The following is a 15,606-nucleotide window of genomic DNA, read 5'->3' on the forward strand; positions in this document are numbered from 1 at the left end:
CAGCTCACGAAGGATGTTGCAACGACCGCATGAATCCGCCTGGCTTTCGCGACACTCCCGCTGGGCATGACGAAGTCCGTGAAGGCCTCCTTAACTACCCTCAGGGTAAGTAAGGAGGCCTTCACGGACATGCCGCTCTACTCCGAGAGCTTCCCTCTCAACTGTTCCAGCGTCTGCGAAAGAAGCCGCGAGACGTGCATCTGCGAAATGCCGATCCGTTCCGCGATCTGCGTCTGGGTGTAGCCGCCGAAGAACCGCATCACGAGGATCGCGCGTTCGCGCTTCGGGAGTTCCCGCAGCAGCGGTTGCAGCGCCTCGTGGTTCTCCACCAAGGCCATCTCGTGGTCCTCCTCGCCGATCGTGTCGGCGAGTGAAAGAGCCTCGGTGGCGTCGTCGTGAACCGGCTTGTCGACCGACAACGTCTGGTACGCCTGGCCGGCGAGCAGGCCTTCACGCACTTCGTTGACCTCGAGCCCGAGGTATTCGGCGAGTTCGGTCGGTGTCGGCGCGCGGCCGAGTCGCTGGGACAGCGCGGCCGTGCCCTGGCTGAGCGAAACGTGGAGTTCCTTGAGCCGCCTCGGTACCCGGACCGACCAGCCGGTGTCCCGGAAGTGCCGCCGGACCTCGCCCATCACCGTGGGGACGGCGAAGGAGAGGAAGTCGTGGCCCCGTTCGGGATCGAAGCGGTCGACCGCGTTGATCAGGCCGATCCGTGCCACCTGCACCAGATCCTCGCGGGGTTCGCCCCGGCCGGAGAACCGGGTGGCGATGTGCTCGGCGAGCGGGAGCAGTTCGGTGACCAGGCGGGCTCGCACCTCTTGGCGGCGAGGGGAGTCCTCCGGGAGGGCGGACAGCTCTTCGAAGAGGGGTTCGCAATGGGCGTAGTCATCCGCCTGGCGGGCGGTCGACCTGCGCTCGGCGTTCACCCGTCGCTCGTTCCCGGTGTCAGGACGAGGTCGATCGTCGTCGTGCTCCCCGTTTCGCCGGGAATCGGCTCGCAGCGAGCCGCCACCGACCGGGTCAGGGTCGTCAGCACGTGCCATCCGAACGTCGTTTCGCTCGGGAGATGGGCTTTGGCCGTCCGAGTGGAGATCGAAACGGCTATCCCTTCCGGGATCTCGTGAAAGACGCAACACAGGGTCGCTCCCAGTTCTGCGGGCTGGACCAGTTGGGAACAGGCTTCGTCGACGGCCATCTTCGCGTCTGAAATGGCGTCCAAGCCGAAGTCCGCACGTGCCACCACTCCGTGGGTGAGCGTGCGGACGAGGGGGATCTGTTCCGCCTCGGCGGGGAGACGGAGTTCCACTCGATCGAGAAATCCGTCCTCTTCATGGCGGGTTTCAGGGGTGAGGCTGCCCCGTGCGTGTGAATCCATTACGTGACCTATCCGTCCATGGCCGTGGGGCAACCGCGGTGGGGACCCGCCGCGGGACAGGCGATCAACGGCCAAGGGCGCGCTGAAGCTCCTTTTTGGACATCTTCGACCTGCCCTCGATATCGCGCTTCTTCGCTTCGTTGTAGAGCTGGTCCTTGGTGGGGCCGTTCGGGCCCAGCCGATTGCCGGACCGCAGGCCGCCTCGCCTCTGCGGGGACATGTCCTGGGTGGAGGTCTTGCTCGCCTCGCGCGACTCGCCCGATTGCGCGCGGTTCTTGTTCACCGTGCGTGCGGCGATCTCCTCCGCGCGGTCCGTGCTCGCTCCACGGTCCTTCGCCGAGTCCTTGATGTGTTCGTACTGTCGTTCGCGTTTGTCGCTCCAACTCCGCTGAGGCATGACTGCTCCCTTCTCCTCAGCTCAGGTACCCCGATCGTTTCGCTGAATAAACCTCCGGTTGACCGCCGTAGCGGGCGGGTACGCGGAGGTCAGACGCGAAGGAGGCTCCGATGCGCATCGGCTACACGCTCATGACCGAGCAGACCGGGCCGAAGGACCTGGTGGGGTACGCCGCCGCGGCCGAGCGGGCGGGATTCGACTTCGAGGTGATGAGCGACCATTACTCGCCTTGGCTGGACGAGCAGGGCCATTCGCCGTACGCGTGGAGTGTGCTGGGCGCGGTCACCCAGAGTACCGAACGGATCGAACTGATGACCTTCGTGACGTGCCCGACCATGCGCTACCACCCGGCGGTGGTGGCGCAGAAGGCGGCGACCGTCCAGGAGCTCTCGGACGGCCGATTCACCCTCGGGCTCGGAGCGGGGGAGAACCTCAACGAACATGTCGTCGGACGCGGCTGGCCACCGGCGAACGTCCGCCACGAGATGCTCGCCGAAGCGATCCAGATCATCGGCGGGCTGTTCGACGGCGGGTACTTCAACTACGCGGGCGACCACTTCCGGGTGGACTCGGCGAAGCTCTGGGACCTTCCGGAGCAGCGTGTCCCGATCGCCGTCGCGGTGTCCGGGTCTCAGTCGGTCACCCGGTTCGCACCGATCGCCGACGCGATGATCGCGGTGGAGGCGAACGAGTCGCTGGGCCGGGAGTGGGACGCCGTCAAACCCGGCCCGCCGGCCAGGAAGATCGCCCAGCTGCCGGTGTCCTGGGGCGAAGACCGCGACGCGGCGATCCAGCGGGCGCACGAGCAGTTCCGGTGGTTCGCCGGTGGCTGGAAGGTCAACGCCGAACTGCCGGGGCCCGCCGGGTTCGCCGGGGCCACCCGGTTCGTCAAACCGGAGGACGTCGCCGCGGCCATCCCGTGCGGGCCGGACGTGGATCGGATCGTGAAGCAGGCAGGCGAGTTCGAGGCGGCCGGGTTCACCGATCTCGCCCTGATCCAGATCGGCGGCGACCAGCAGGAAGGCTTCCTGCGCTTCGCCGAAGAGACGCTGCTCCCGGCGTTGCGAGGCTGATTCACACGGACGGAGTAAGGCGGCCGTGTCTCTGCGCACCCGAGCGGGGACACCTGTGTTCAAGCCCGCGATCGTGGGTACCAGAGTGACACGTCGGCCTTCATCCAAGGGGGAATTGATGAGAAACGAACTCGGACTGCACCCGGTACCCGACCTGCTGTCGGACGGCCTGGACTCGCCACAGCAGGAGGAGATGCGCCGCAAGGCGGCCCTCACCGTGGCGTCTCGGGCGACGAGCGCCGATGACTGCGCGACCCTGCTGGACATGCTCGGCCTGCACGACGGCGGCCGCAGCTTCGAAGTGGCCTGATTCAGCGGGGCGGCGGCTGCTCAGGAGGTCCGCGCAGGCGCGACGATGCCGTACTCGTGGATCTTCCGGTAGATCGTCGCCCGGGAGATGCCGAGAAGCTGGGCCGCGCGCATCTTGTTGCCGTCGGCGTCTTCGAGACCCCGCACGATCGCGTCGCGTTCGATCACCTCGAACCGGTTGAGCGGGCGTCGCGTCACGGCGTGGAACTCGGCGGGAAGGTCGCCGGGCACGATGGTCCCCGAACGGCGGCGTTGCGCAACCTTCCGCAGCACCTGGTAGAGCTCACCCGCGTTCCCCGGCCACTCGGCCCGCATGAGCAGGTGCAGCGCGGCGGCCGAGCAGGTGAGCCGCCCGCCGTAGCCGAGTTTGCTCAGGAACAAGGGGATGAGCTCGGTGAGGTCCTCGGCATGGTGACGCAGGGGCGGGACCTGGACGGTGCGCGGGAAGAACTTCAGCGGTTCCGCCAGCTCGGGCACGGTTTCGGTACCGGGGGCGAGGGTCAGCACCACCCACGGCCCGCCCTCGTCCCGCAGGTCCCGCAGCAAGCGGACGAACGGCTCCGCGGCGGCGGCCGAAAGGCGGTGCGCGTGCCGGACGACGAGGGTGGCCGGGGGATGGGTACGGAGTTCGTGGCGCAAGTCGTCGGCCCACGCCGCGTCCACCGCCCCCGATGCGTCCACTGTGCACAGTCGTGCCGCCGGGCTGCGCCGCATGTGCATCCCTTTGGCCAGAGCGTGCTTTCCCGTTCCTGGGCCACCTTCGAGGACGACCCATTCCTTGCGGCCGAACCCGGTTTCCAGGTCGTGCCCGCACCGCAGCCACAGCGGCGCGGAGCCGACGACGCCGGGGAGGTACATCGGCAGCAGCGGAACGGTCCCGGCGGTGGTCTCGCCGGTTTCGAGAAGCTTGACCGACAGCACCCCGCCCGCGACGTCGCCGTCCCGCCGTCCGGGGACACGACGGCAGAACACGCGGACCCGCTGACCACTCGACAGCGCGAGTTCCGCGGTCGTCCTGCCGCCCGACTCCAGCGCTTCGGCGGCGAAGCCGAGCAACACCGACTGGTCGGACGGGTCGAGCAACTGCCGCGCCCGGTCGTTCATCATCACGATGTCCTCGTTGAACGCCAGCACGATCCCGGTCCAGCGGCGGCAGGTCTGCAGATACGCCTGGAACAGCATCATTTCGTGCAGGTCGCTGTGCCGCAGCATCGCCTGGCGGATCTGCTCGGCCGTCGAGCGGGCCAGCGCCAGCAGCAGCCCGCCCGCGTCCTTGTACCAGCAGGTGAGGTCGACGGCACCGATCTTCTTGCCGGAGAGGGGATGGAGGATCGGGACGCCGGCGCAGGCCAGGTTCTCCAGGTGCTCGGCGTAGTGCTCGTGCCCGAACACCTGCGTGGCGCGGCCGTCTTCGAGCGCCGTGCCGATGCCGTTGGTGCCGACGGACTGCTCCCCGTAGCTGAACCCGGGGACCAGTTCGACCTTTTCGAGATGGCGTCGCAGTTCGTTGTCGCCGGTGCTCTGGGTGAGGACGACCCCGTTCGGGTCGGTGAGGATGAGGCTGATCGGCTGCCCGTCGAACTGTTCGCCGAGTTTGGCCAGCACCGGTTCGGCGCCGCGGATCAGCGGGATGTCGAGGTTCTGGTCGCCGAGATACCGCGGGTCGATCCGGTCCGCCTGCACCCGGAGGTCCCGCGACCGGCGCCACGACGCCAGGATCGGCTGCCGTACGCAGCCTGATTCGATCGGTTCCTCGGTGAGGAACCGGACCCTCGTCCGTGCGAGTCGTTCGTCGGCGACGACCATGCCGTCCACGTGACCTCCCGCGAGTCCCGCGGCCCGCGTGGGTGCGGGCACACCCTCGTGCCGCTCCACCCAGAGTAGAGGCGGGCGGCCTGGGGTGGTGTCTCAAATTGAGACGACTACCTGTCCGCGAGCGTGGGTGAAGGGACGAGCTGAAGGGGACTTTCCCCGCATGGCATGCGGGGAAAGCGCCCTTCGCCGCGTGGGACGCGGGGAAAGTCCCCTTCAGCTCGTCGTGGCCGAACTCCGCGCGAGCGCCAGGCGGGTGTCTCACATTGAGACCCGCGAGCGTCGCGAGCAGCCCTCTAATGGTGAGCGGGAGCCGTCGGAGGGTGCCACGGAGAAGGAGTGATCCATGAGCCGCCAGAGTGTGGCGAAAGCCCACCAGAAGATCCAGGAACTGTCGTGGGAACCGGCGTACCACACACCGGTGTCGCATTACGGGACCGACTACACCTTCCGCAAGGCCAAGAAGAAGGACCCGCTCAAGCAGGTGTTGCGGTCCTATTTCCCGATGCAGGAGGAGAAGGACCACCGCGTGTACGGCGCCGAGGACGGCGCGATCCGCGGCAACATGTTCCGCCAGGTCCAGGAACGCTGGCTGGAATGGCAGAAGTTGTTCCTGAGCATCATCCCGCTGCCCGAGATCTCCGCCGCGCGGGCGATGCCGCTGCTGTTCCGCACGGTGCCGAACCCGGAACTGCACAACGGCCAGGCGATCCAGATGATCGACGAGGTCCGGCATTCGACGATCCAGCAGAACCTCAAACGCCTGTACATGCAGAACTACATCGACCCGGCGGGCTTCAACTCGAGTCTGCGCAATTTCCAGAACGACTACTGCGGCACGATCGGCCGTCAGTTCGCCGAGGGGTTCATCACCGGGGACGCCATCACCGCGGCGAGCGTCTACCTCACCATCGTGGCGGAGACCGCGTTCACGAACACGCTGTTCGTCGCGATGCCCGCCGAAGCCGCCGCCAACGGTGACTATCTGCTGCCGACGGTGTTCCACTCGGTGCAATCCGACGAATCCCGCCACATCAGCAACGGATACGCGACCCTGCTGATGGCGCTGTCCGACGAGAGCAACCACCAGCTGCTCGAACGCGACCTGAGGTACGCGTGGTGGAACAACCACGCCGTCGTCGACGCGGCCATCGGCACGTTCATCGAATACGGCACCAAGGACCGCCGCAAGGACCGCGAAAGCTACGCGGAGATGTGGCGCCGCTGGATCTACGACGACTACTACCGCAGCTACCTCGTCCCGTTGGAGAAGTACGGTCTCGTCATCCCGCACGACCTCATCGAAGAGGCGTGGAACCGGATCTGGAACAAGGGCTACGTGCACGAGGTCGCCCAGTTCTTCGCCACCGGCTGGCTCGCCAACTACTGGCGGATCGACCCGATGACGGACAAGGACTTCGAGTGGTTCGAGTACAAGTATCCGGGCTGGTACGACAAGTACGGCAAGTGGTGGGAGAACTACAACCGCCTCGCCACCCCGAACGGGCACCACCCGATCGTCGCCGAGGACGTCGACTACGTGTACCCGCACCGATGCTGGACCTGCATGGTCCCCTGCCTCATCCGTGAGGACATGGTCACCGACAAGGTCGAGGGGCAGTGGCGCACCTACTGCTCGGAGACCTGCCGCTGGACCGACGCCGACGCTTTCCAGCCCATCTACCAGGGCCGCAACACACCCAACATGGGCAAGCTCGTCGGCGCCCGCGAATGGGAAACGCTGTACCACGGCTGGAACTGGGCCGACGTCGTCTCCGACATGGGTTTCGTGCGTGACGACGGCAAGACCATGGTCGCCCAGCCGCATCTGGACCTCGACCCGAAGAAGATGTGGACGCTCGACCACCTCCGCCGGATGCCCGAGGTGCAGTCGCCGAACGTGCTGCTGAACCGGATGACCGACGAGCAGCGGGCCGCGTTCCAGGCCGACTACAACCGCCAGGGCCCGGCAGGCCGCCCGGCGCCGCGCGCCTAGAGACCAAGTGGGAGGGCGGACCCCTCCGCGACACAACGCCCTCCCACCCTCTCCGCCGGACGAGGAGCCATGGACAAACACCGCGTGCGGTTCGAGCCCGTCGGCATCGAGATCGACGCCCACGAGGATCAGACGATCCTGCGCGCCGCCGCCGAGCAGGGCGTCATGCTCATGCACGGCTGCAAGGAAGGGCAGTGCGCGTCCTGCAAGTCCTTCATCCTCGACGGCGACGACGTCGAACACGACCGGTACTCCACGTTCGCGCTGCCCGACTACGAAAAGGAGGAGGGCTTCACGCTGCTGTGCCGCGCGCACGCCTACGAGGACCTCACGATCGAACTCCTCAACTACGACGAGGAAATGATCCAGGCAGGGCTGCCCATCACCGACGCGGTGGTGGAGGTCGTCTCGAACGAGAACGTCACCCACGACCTGCGGCATCTGGTCGTGCGGCTCGTCGAACCGGAGATGCTGAAGTTCTTTCCCGGCCAGTACCTGGACTTCAAGATCCCCGGCACGGACGAGACACGGTCGTTCTCGATGGCCAACACCTCCGCGCGGGACGGGTTGCTGGAGTTCGTGGTCAAGATCTATCCCGGTGGGCTGTTCTCGGAATTCCTCGACAGCAAGGTCAAAGCGGGCGACCGGCTGGAGGTCACCGGACCGTTCGGGGTCTTCACGCTGCGGGACGCGCCCGGCGCCGAGGTGGTGTTCGTCGGCGGCGGCGCCGGGATGGCGCCGATCCTGGCGTTGCTGCGGTCGATGGCCGAACGCGGGATCGACCGCAAGGCCACCTTCTACTACGGCGCCCGACGGCGGCACGACCTCTGCTTCGAGGACGAGCTCGGGGCACTCGCCGGAACTCTGGAGAACTTCCGTTACCTGCCCGCACTTTCCGAAGCCGGGGACGAGGGCTGGGACGGCGAGACCGGGTTCGTCACCGAGGTGCTCAAGCGTGCCGGACACGATCTCTCCGGCGCCGACGCCTACGTCTGCGGGCCACCGCCGATGGTGGAGGCGGCCCTGGAGCTGTTGCCTTCCCTCGGAGTCGCGGAGAAACGCGTTTTCTACGACAAGTTCACCACTACCGGTGAGGAAACGAACCCATGACAGCCACCGAAGAACGCAGTGTGCCGAAGCCGGTCTTCACCGATGCCGAAGCCGGAGCCAAGGTGTTCCCGGACTCGGACGCGCGCCGCTTCAACTACTACAACTCGGCCAAACGCAAGCAGAGTCACTACGAGGACGTGACCGTCGAAGTCCAGCCGGACCCGCGGCACTATCTCTCGCAAGGCTGGCTGTACGCCTTCGCCGACGGCAAGGGCGGCTACCCGCTCGAGTGGACGGCCTTGAAGGCGTGGGGTTCGGACCGGCCGGAACCGGAACGCGGTCCCGGCTCGGGCGGCAAGGGTTACGACTGGCCCGCGCACGGCTGGCACGAATTCCGCGATCCCAACGAGGAATGGGAACTGACCCTCTACCGCTACAACGCGAACGTCGTCCGCCAGCTGAACCAGAACGTCGACGCGGCGCGGCAGGCGAAGGCCTTCGAGCAGTGGAACCCCAACTGGGTCGACTTCGTGGCCAAGCACGTCGGCGCGTGGATGCACGTCGACCACGGCCTCGGGCTGTACCTGTTCGCCAACGCCAACCGCCGCGCGCCGACCAACATGCACAACAACGCGATCTCGGTGAACAGCATGCACCGTATCCGCGCCGCGCAGGACCTCGCCCTGTACAACTTCACGCTCACCGAGGAGATCGAGGGCTTCGACGGGACCGCGCATCTGGAGACGTGGAACTCCGATCCGGCGTGGCAGGGTGTCCGCGAGACGGCCGAGCAGCTCACCGGGATCTGGGACTGGTGCGAGGCCATCTTCGCCGCGAACGTGGTCTTCGAGCCGCTCGTCGGTGAACTGTTCCGCAGCAATCTGGTGCAGCAGGCCGCGCCCGCCAACGGCGACTTCGTCACCCCGACCCTCGTCGGCGCCGGGGAATTCGACTACTCCGAGCGGGATCTCCGCTACACCAAGGCGATGTTCGACCTGCTCGTCAACGATCGCCAGTACGCCGAGCACAACAAGGGCATCCTCCAGGGCTGGCTGGAGGACTGGGTTCCCCGGTGCATCGCCGCGGCCCGCACGCTGCAGCCGTTGTGGTCGCAGCCCGACGCCAAACCGACCCGGTTCGAGGACGGTCTCGACCGGGCGAAGAGCCGGTTCGTCGGCATCCTGTCCGATCTGGGTCTCAAAGCACCGAAGGAGCTGGGCCAGTGACCTCGTTCAAGACGTCGGAAAGCCCGTTCAAGGCCAACAACACCGCGTCCAACAGGTGCGGTTTCACCCTGATGAACAACCAGGTCGGCGCGATCATCGCGGAGGTCATGGGCCAGGCGGACAACGTGACCATCACGCCGTTGCCCTCGATGATCCGCGTCGACGCCACCGGCCGGACGGATCTCGTGTACGCCGACGTCGACGAAGCCGCCGGCGAGGAGGAAGGGTGGTTCACCGCGGCGGAGTTCGAAGAGAGCATGTCCACCCACTACGGCCGGATGGTGCATCTCGACGACCGCACGATCATGTTCGCCAACCCCGAGGACGCGGCCGAGTACCTCGACTTCGACCTCAAGCCCATCCGCTGACGTTCCGCCCACCACCCAGCCGGAGGCACGCTCATGTACACAAAGGACGGAGAGCAGTACTTCGTCGTCGACGCCCACACCCACTTCTGGGACGCGAGCCCGGAGAACTGGGTCGAAGGCCAGGAGGAGTTCGCCAAGGGCTGGATCGAATGCTTCCACGCCTACCAGGGACTCGGCCCCAAGGAGACCCACTGGCCGATCGACCGGTTCCAGAAGTACTCCGAAGAGCTGATGATGCACGACCTGTTCGAGGCCGGGCACGTCGACAAGGCGATCTTCCAGCCGACGAACCTGCGGCAGTGGTACAAAAACGGGTTCAACACCACCGAGGCCGACGGCGCGTTGGCCGAACGGCATCCCGGCAAGTTCCTCGTCAACACCACGTTCGACCCGCGTGAGGGCGAGGAGGGACTGAAGGCGTTCGAGGAACGGGTCAAGCGCTACGGCGCGAAGGGAGTCAAGCTCTACACCGCCGAGTGGCGCGGTGACTCGCGCGGCTGGAGCCTGAAGGACCCGGAAGCCGCGCGGTACCTGGAGAAGTGCGAGGAACTGGGCGTCAAGAACGTGCACGTCCACAAGGGACCGACGATCTGGCCGCTGGACAAGGACGCCTTCGACGTCTCCGACATCGACCACGTGGCGACGAACTTCCAAGGCCTGAACTTCATCGTCGAACACGTCGGCCTGCCGCGGATCGAGGACTTCTGCTTCATGGCGACGCAGGAGCGCAACGTCTACGCGGGACTCGCGGTCGTGGTCGGCGGCCTGATGCACGCCCGGCCGAAGTTCTTCGCGAAGGTCATGGGCGAGCTGATGTTCTGGATCGGCGAGGACAAGCTGATCTTCGGCGCCGACTACGCGATCTGGGAGCCGAAGTGGCAGGTCGAGGGTTTCGTCGACTGGAACATGCCCGAGGACGCCGAGCTTTCGGATTTCGCCCCGCTCACCGTCGCGCAAAAGAAGAAGATCCTCGGCCTCAACGCGGCCCGGCTCTACGACATCGAGGTCCCGCCCGAGCTGCGGCTGGAGCAGGAGACCGAGGTCGAACCGGTCGGCGTGCAGCAACCATGACCGTCGTGGCGGCCGTCTGGTCCGCTTTGCGCACCGTCCGTGATCCGGAACTGGACGAGCCGTTGCCGGACCTCGGTTTCGTGGCGCGGTGCGAGGTCGATCCGGCGGGCGGGGCACGGGTGGAGCTGCGGCTGCCCACCTACTTCTGCGCGCCCAACTTCGCCTTCCTCATGGTCGCCGACGCCTACGACGCGGTGGCCGGGGTCAGGGGAGTGACCAGGGTGGAGGTGGTGCTGCTCCACCACTTCGCCGCCGACGTCATCAATCGGGGAGTGGCGGCGCGCGAAGGCTTCGTGGCGTCGTTCGACGGGGAAGCGGCCGGCGAACTCGATGGATTGCGGGCCGATTTCGTCCGTAAGGCCGTCCTCGCCGGAACCGACCGGGTATGCCGGGCGCTGCTCGCCGAAGGCGTCGATGCCGCCCGGCTGCCCGGGCTCACGCTGGGCGACGTCCCGGCCGGGCCGGATCTCGACAGGTTGCGACGGCGGCGGAATGAACTGTGCCTGCCCGCCGGTGACGAGGACGCGCTCTTGCTCGACCCGGTGACGGCGCTGCCGATCACGCCGTCGGAGGCGAAGCGGCATCTCGCTTTCGCCCGGCTCACCCGGACGAGCATGGAGGCCAATTCCGGCGTGTGCCGCGGCATGCTGCGCGTGCGGTACCCGCGAATCCAGGAAGAGGAGAACACGGGATGAAAGCGGTCCGCCTGCGCTCGTACCACCGGCGACCCGTCGTCGAGGAGGTCCCGGAACCCCGCGCCACCGGCCCGTTCGACGTGGTGGTGAAGATCGGCGGGGCCGGCGTGTGCCGCACCGATCTGCACATCATCGAGGAACAGTGGGCGGAGAAGTCCGGTGTCACGCTGCCTTACACGATCGGGCACGAGAACGCGGGCTGGGTGCACGAGATCGGCCCGGCGGTGTCCAATGTGGAGGTCGGGGACACGGTCATCCTGCACCCGACACCGACCTGCGGACTGTGCCAAGCCTGCCGGGCGGGTGACGACATGCACTGTCCAAACGGGACTTTCCCCGGGATCGACACCGACGGCGGGATGGCGGAGTACCTGCTGACGTCGGCGAGGGCCTGCATCAAACTCGATCCGGAGACCCGGCCCGAGGACGTCGCGGCACTGGCCGACGCGGGGATCACCGCCTATCACGCCGTGCGCAAGGCTGTCCCGCTGTTGCCGCCGGGCACGGTGTGCGTGGTGAACGGCGCCGGCGGGCTGGGGCACATCGGCATCCAGTCGTTGCGCGCGTTGACCGCCGCGACCGTCGTCGTGGTGGATCGCAACGCCGATGCCCTCGGCCTGGCGGCGAAACTCGGCGCCGACCACACGGTGCTCGCCGACGGGAAACAGGTCGAAGCCGTGCTGGACCTGACCGGCGGCAACGGCGCCGAGGTCGTCCTCGACTTCGTGGCCGAACAGGGCGCGCAGCAGGACGCGTTCGCGATGACCCGCCGGGCCGGTTCGCAGTTCGTCATCGGCTACGGCAGCAACATCGACATCCCGACCATCGACCTGATCTCCACCGAACGCAACGTGATCGGCAATCTGGTCGGCACCTACAACGACCTCGTCGAACTGATGGTGCTGGCCCAGACCGGCCGCGTCACGCTGCACACCAGGAAGTACCCGTTGGACGCGGCGCTCGACGCCCTCGCCGATCTCGACGCCGGCCGGGTCCGCGGCCGCGCGATCCTCACCCCCTGAACCCGCCCGAACCGATCGAGGAGCACGCACGATGGCCAAGGAACTGCGTTTCGGCTCGGACGCCCGCGACCTCCTCCTCGCGGGGGTCGACAAGCTGGCGGAGGCGGTGAAGTCGACGCTGGGACCCAAGGGGCGCAACGTGATCATCGAGAAGATCACCGGCTCGCCCGTGGTGACCAACGACGGCGTCACCATCGCGCGGGAGATCCACCTCAAGAACCAGTTCGAGAACATGGGCGCGCAACTGGTCAAGGAGGCGGCGATCAAGACCAACGACGTGGTCGGCGACGGGACCACCACGGCGACGGTGCTGGCACAGGCGATCATCCGCGCGGGGATGCAGGCCATCGGCCGCGGCGGGAATCCCGTACTGGTCAAACGTGGTATCGACCACGCCGTCGGAAGGCTCGTCGACCATCTGGAGAAGCAGGCGCGCCCGGTGGTGTCCGAACAGGACTTCGCGCGGGTCGCGGCCATCTCGGCCAATGACGACGATGCTGTCGGCGAGGTCATCGCGAAGGCGCTGCACACGGTCGGAGAGGGCGGCGTGGTGACCGTCGAGGAGTCGGCGTCGCTCGGGATGAGCGTCGATTTCGTCGAGGGCTTCGAATTCGACAACGGCTATCTCTCGCCGTACCTGGTCACCGACCCGGGACGGCTGGAGGCGGTGCTCGAAGATCCGTACATCCTCATGTGCAGCGAGAAGATCACCCAGGTCCAGCAGCTGATGCCGTTGCTGGACAAGGTGATGCGGGCGCCGAGGCCCCTGGTCGTGATCGGAGAGACGGTCGAGGGGACCGCGCTGTCGATGCTGGTGCACAACCACGTCAACGGCACCTTCCAGTCGGTGGCCGTGCGCGCCCCGGGCTTCGGTGACCGGCGGTTGCACAAGCTGGAGGACCTCGCGGCCGTCGTCGGTGGTGCGGTGCTTTCGCGGCAGGCCGGGTTCTCGCTGGAGACGATGACGCTCGAACACCTGGGGCGCGCCAGGCAGGTCCGGGTCACCGAGAACAAGACGACCATCGTGGGCGGGGCCGGTTCCGCCGAGGCGATCGACTTCCGGGTCGGGCAACTGCGGGCCGAACTCGAGCGTGCGCAGTTCGGTGTGGACGAAGAGGTGCTGACGGAACGGATCGGCGCGCTGACCGGCAAGGTCGCCGTCGTCCGAGTCGGTGCGGCCACCCCGGCCGAACTCAAGGAACTCCAGCACCGGGTGGAGGACGCGCTGTCGGCGACCCGGGCCGCGATGGCCGAAGGCATCGTCGCGGGCGGCGGCGCGGCGCTGCTGCACGCGGAGAAGGCGCTGGACGACCTCGGGCTGGACGGTGACTACGCGATCGGCGCCGAGATCGTGCGCCAGGCGCTGAGCGAACCGGCGTACCTCATCGCGTTCAACGCCGGGCATCCCGCGCACGAGATCGTCGCTAGGACCAGGGAATTGGGCGACGACGAAGGTTTCGACGCCCTGAACGACCGCTACGGCGACATGATCGAACTGGGCGTCGTCGATCCGTTGCGGGTCTGCCGGTCGGCGGTGCAGAACGGTGCCTCGGTGGCGGGGCTGCTGCTGACGACGAACTCGCTGATCGCCGAGGAACAGACACCGTGGGGCGGGAGCGCGGCACTGATGACCGAATTCGGGCCGCTGGACGGCGGGTTGCACCAGCCGTCGCCGGATGCCAGCACACCACAGTCGCTGGGGATGGGGCCGTCGGTGGGCTAAGGCTCCTCGTCCACCCATTCGAGCAGGTCGCCGGGCTGGCATTCGAGGACCCGGCACATGGCTTCCAGGGTGCTGAACCGGACGGCCTTGGCGCGGCCGTTCTTCAGCACCGCCACGTTCGCCGGGGTGAGCCCGACGAGCTCGGCGAACTCGCCGACACTCATCTTGCGCTTGGCCAGCTCGACGTCGATGCGGACGACGATCGGCATCAGATCACCTGTTCCAGATCGGAGCGCAGCGTGGTGGCCTGCCGCAGCAACGTGCGCAGCACGATCATGAGGAGGCCCAGCACGGCGACGCCGACCAACGCCAGGAACAACAGCAGCGGCAGAGCCGGATCACCGGCGTTGAAGCCGACGTAGAGGAACACACTCGCCAGCACCACCCAGCCGGCGAGGATCGCCCACACGATGGCGTCCACCCACCTCAGGGACGCTTCGGTGAAGATCCGGTCCTTCTTGACCAGGGTGAGCAGCTGCCAGGTGGCGACGATCACGACCTGGACGCAGAGCACCCAGAAGACGGAGACGGCCGTCGCGGGCCAGCGCAGATACGCCATGTCCGGGTCATGCCGGGCCATGTACGCGAACTGGCTGGGCAGGGACATGGTCTGGAAGAGGACCAGGATCCCGAACAACACCACGAGGAACACTCTGAGGGGCGCGACCGCCCGCTGCGCTGTCAGCATGCATCGAGTTTCGCGCGTTATCTATCGAAAGTCAATCGGTAGCTATCGAGGTTCGGGCGGCGGTGAGCGGCTGGGGGTCTTGCGAACGTGGCCTTCGCAGCGTCCGCGGCGGCACCCGCCAGGAGTCCGCTGTCCGTGAAGGCCTCCTTCCCTGCTCTCACGGTAGGCAAGGAGGCCTTCACGGACGGATCCAGTGCGTGTGCGACGCCTGAAGCGGCGGTCAGGACAAGGCCCCGCCCACTGTCGGAGCGCATTGGGGAAATCGCTCACCGCATTCGGTGAACGGGGTTGAATTTTCGTCGCGTGAAGGAATTCACCCGGCCGTAGTTCCGCCATTGTCGCGTCCGGTGCCGTCTGTCAGGATGCTCGTGACTCGACCCGAAGGAGTGTCCAGTGGCTTCCCGTCTCAACCCTTACATCAGCTTCGCCGGCGATGCCCGGCAGGCGATGGAATTCTACAAGTCGGTGTTCGGCGGAGAACTGACGCTGAACACGTTCGGCGAGTCCGGTATGGCGGGTTCGCCCGTGGAGGACCAGATCATGCACAGCCAGCTCGATTCCCCTGGCGGCTACACGATCATGGCCTCGGACACACCGCCGGGAATGGAGCACAAGCCGGGCACCAACCTGTCGGTCAGCCTCAGCGGTGATGACGGGGAGGAATTGCGCGGATACTGGGAGAAACTCTCCGCCGACGGCACCGTTTCGGTGCCGTTCGAAAAGCAGATGTGGGGTGACGAATTCGGTGCCTGCACCGACAAGTTCGGCATCTCCTGGATGGTGAACGTCATTCAAGGCTAG

17 protein-coding genes are annotated in these 15,606 nt (G+C 66.8%); 11 read left to right on the plus strand and 6 right to left on the minus strand.

Annotation, left to right across the window (positions count from 1 at the left end; translation table 11 throughout):
- Window positions 1-137: 137 nt before the first annotated feature.
- The 3 genes from BKN51_RS07910 to BKN51_RS07920 form a co-directional block, all read right to left on the minus strand.
- Entirely contained in the window at window positions 138-926 is a 789-nt protein-coding gene (locus BKN51_RS07910; protein ID WP_101606996.1) for a SigB/SigF/SigG family RNA polymerase sigma factor, read from the minus strand.
- Window positions 923-1,375, minus strand: coding sequence for an anti-sigma factor (locus tag BKN51_RS07915; RefSeq protein WP_101606997.1), 453 nt, complete (start codon window positions 1,373-1,375; stop codon window positions 923-925). The genes BKN51_RS07910 and BKN51_RS07915 overlap by 4 nt, the downstream gene beginning before the upstream one ends.
- 64 nt (window positions 1,376-1,439) lie before the next feature.
- The gene (locus BKN51_RS07920; RefSeq protein ID WP_101606998.1) at window positions 1,440-1,772 is read right to left on the minus strand and encodes a plasmid stabilization protein; all 333 of its coding nucleotides are present in this window, start codon (window positions 1,770-1,772) and stop codon (window positions 1,440-1,442) included.
- 110 nt (window positions 1,773-1,882) lie between these two features.
- Here BKN51_RS07920 and BKN51_RS07925 point away from each other — a divergent pair, with 110 nt between their 5' ends.
- Window positions 1,883-2,845, plus strand: a complete 963-nt coding sequence (locus BKN51_RS07925; RefSeq protein WP_101606999.1) for a TIGR03557 family F420-dependent LLM class oxidoreductase — start codon at window positions 1,883-1,885, stop codon at window positions 2,843-2,845.
- A gap of 118 nt (window positions 2,846-2,963) precedes the next feature.
- Window positions 2,964-3,155: a hypothetical protein gene (locus BKN51_RS07930; RefSeq protein WP_101607000.1), complete on the plus strand. Its 192-nt coding sequence runs from the start codon at window positions 2,964-2,966 to the stop codon at window positions 3,153-3,155.
- A gap of 20 nt (window positions 3,156-3,175) precedes the next feature.
- Here the strand turns inward: BKN51_RS07930 and BKN51_RS07935 are convergent, their stop codons facing one another.
- On the minus strand, window positions 3,176-4,969 hold the full coding sequence (locus tag BKN51_RS07935) for a sigma-54-dependent Fis family transcriptional regulator (RefSeq protein WP_101607001.1): 1,794 nt from the start codon (window positions 4,967-4,969) through the stop codon (window positions 3,176-3,178).
- Window positions 4,970-5,312: 343 nt separating this feature from the next.
- On the opposite strand from BKN51_RS07935, the gene BKN51_RS07940 reads away from it, so the two are divergent.
- From BKN51_RS07940 to groL, 8 genes are all read left to right on the plus strand, one after another.
- On the plus strand, window positions 5,313-6,962 hold the full coding sequence (locus BKN51_RS07940) for a methane monooxygenase (protein ID WP_101607002.1): 1,650 nt from the start codon (window positions 5,313-5,315) through the stop codon (window positions 6,960-6,962).
- Between the two features lie 69 nt (window positions 6,963-7,031).
- Window positions 7,032-8,072 (plus strand): FAD-binding oxidoreductase, encoded by a 1,041-nt coding sequence (locus tag BKN51_RS07945; RefSeq protein WP_101607003.1) that lies wholly within the window; start codon window positions 7,032-7,034, stop codon window positions 8,070-8,072.
- Entirely contained in the window at window positions 8,069-9,238 is a 1,170-nt protein-coding gene (locus BKN51_RS07950) for a toluene hydroxylase (RefSeq protein WP_101607004.1), read from the plus strand. Before BKN51_RS07945 ends, BKN51_RS07950 begins: the two co-directional genes overlap by 4 nt.
- Window positions 9,235-9,606 (plus strand): propane 2-monooxygenase effector subunit MimD, encoded by a 372-nt coding sequence (gene mimD / locus BKN51_RS07955; RefSeq protein ID WP_101607005.1) that lies wholly within the window; start codon window positions 9,235-9,237, stop codon window positions 9,604-9,606. The genes BKN51_RS07950 and mimD overlap by 4 nt, the downstream gene beginning before the upstream one ends.
- Before the next feature lie 33 nt (window positions 9,607-9,639).
- The gene (locus BKN51_RS07960; RefSeq protein ID WP_101607006.1) at window positions 9,640-10,677 is read left to right on the plus strand and encodes an amidohydrolase family protein; all 1,038 of its coding nucleotides are present in this window, start codon (window positions 9,640-9,642) and stop codon (window positions 10,675-10,677) included.
- Window positions 10,674-11,372: an iron-sulfur cluster assembly protein gene (locus tag BKN51_RS07965; RefSeq protein ID WP_101607007.1), complete on the plus strand. Its 699-nt coding sequence runs from the start codon at window positions 10,674-10,676 to the stop codon at window positions 11,370-11,372. Before BKN51_RS07960 ends, BKN51_RS07965 begins: the two co-directional genes overlap by 4 nt.
- On the plus strand, window positions 11,369-12,394 hold the full coding sequence (locus BKN51_RS07970) for an NAD(P)-dependent alcohol dehydrogenase (protein WP_101607008.1): 1,026 nt from the start codon (window positions 11,369-11,371) through the stop codon (window positions 12,392-12,394). Before BKN51_RS07965 ends, BKN51_RS07970 begins: the two co-directional genes overlap by 4 nt.
- 31 nt (window positions 12,395-12,425) lie before the next feature.
- Window positions 12,426-14,117, plus strand: coding sequence for a chaperonin GroEL (gene groL / locus BKN51_RS07975; RefSeq protein WP_101607009.1), 1,692 nt, complete (start codon window positions 12,426-12,428; stop codon window positions 14,115-14,117).
- Here groL and BKN51_RS07980 read toward each other — a convergent pair.
- Together BKN51_RS07980 and BKN51_RS07985 are read right to left on the minus strand one after the other, a co-directional pair.
- Complete coding sequence (locus BKN51_RS07980) at window positions 14,114-14,326, minus strand: helix-turn-helix domain-containing protein (protein WP_101607010.1); 213 nt, start codon at window positions 14,324-14,326, stop codon at window positions 14,114-14,116. The two genes, groL and BKN51_RS07980, sit on opposite strands and share 4 nt — an antisense overlap.
- The gene (locus tag BKN51_RS07985; RefSeq protein ID WP_101607011.1) at window positions 14,326-14,805 is read right to left on the minus strand and encodes a DUF2975 domain-containing protein; all 480 of its coding nucleotides are present in this window, start codon (window positions 14,803-14,805) and stop codon (window positions 14,326-14,328) included. The genes BKN51_RS07980 and BKN51_RS07985 overlap by 1 nt, the downstream gene beginning before the upstream one ends.
- A gap of 393 nt (window positions 14,806-15,198) precedes the next feature.
- Between BKN51_RS07985 and BKN51_RS07990 the strand changes: the two genes are divergently transcribed.
- On the plus strand, window positions 15,199-15,606 hold the full coding sequence (locus BKN51_RS07990) for a VOC family protein (RefSeq protein ID WP_101607012.1): 408 nt from the start codon (window positions 15,199-15,201) through the stop codon (window positions 15,604-15,606).

The organism is Amycolatopsis sp. BJA-103, assembly GCF_002849735.1.
GTDB lineage: Bacteria > Actinomycetota > Actinomycetes > Mycobacteriales > Pseudonocardiaceae > Amycolatopsis.

Bases quoted from the DNA above. Each gene is read 5' to 3' on its own strand.
- BKN51_RS07940 (WP_101607002.1), top strand. From the start codon at position 5,313: ATGAGCCGCCAGAGTGTGGCGAAAGCCCACCAGAAGATCCAGGAACTG.
- BKN51_RS07925 (WP_101606999.1), top strand. From the start codon at position 1,883: ATGCGCATCGGCTACACGCTCATGACCGAGCAGACCGGGCCGAAGGAC.
- BKN51_RS07985 (WP_101607011.1), bottom strand. From the start codon at position 14,805: ATGCTGACAGCGCAGCGGGCGGTCGCGCCCCTCAGAGTGTTCCTCGTG.
- BKN51_RS07930 (WP_101607000.1), top strand. From the start codon at position 2,964: ATGAGAAACGAACTCGGACTGCACCCGGTACCCGACCTGCTGTCGGAC.
- BKN51_RS07920 (WP_101606998.1), bottom strand. From the start codon at position 1,772: ATGCCTCAGCGGAGTTGGAGCGACAAACGCGAACGACAGTACGAACAC.
- BKN51_RS07915 (WP_101606997.1), bottom strand. From the start codon at position 1,375: ATGGATTCACACGCACGGGGCAGCCTCACCCCTGAAACCCGCCATGAA.
- BKN51_RS07950 (WP_101607004.1), top strand. From the start codon at position 8,069: ATGACAGCCACCGAAGAACGCAGTGTGCCGAAGCCGGTCTTCACCGAT.
- BKN51_RS07970 (WP_101607008.1), top strand. From the start codon at position 11,369: ATGAAAGCGGTCCGCCTGCGCTCGTACCACCGGCGACCCGTCGTCGAG.
- groL (WP_101607009.1), top strand. From the start codon at position 12,426: ATGGCCAAGGAACTGCGTTTCGGCTCGGACGCCCGCGACCTCCTCCTC.
- BKN51_RS07965 (WP_101607007.1), top strand. From the start codon at position 10,674: ATGACCGTCGTGGCGGCCGTCTGGTCCGCTTTGCGCACCGTCCGTGAT.
- BKN51_RS07980 (WP_101607010.1), bottom strand. From the start codon at position 14,326: ATGCCGATCGTCGTCCGCATCGACGTCGAGCTGGCCAAGCGCAAGATG.
- BKN51_RS07945 (WP_101607003.1), top strand. From the start codon at position 7,032: ATGGACAAACACCGCGTGCGGTTCGAGCCCGTCGGCATCGAGATCGAC.
- BKN51_RS07960 (WP_101607006.1), top strand. From the start codon at position 9,640: ATGTACACAAAGGACGGAGAGCAGTACTTCGTCGTCGACGCCCACACC.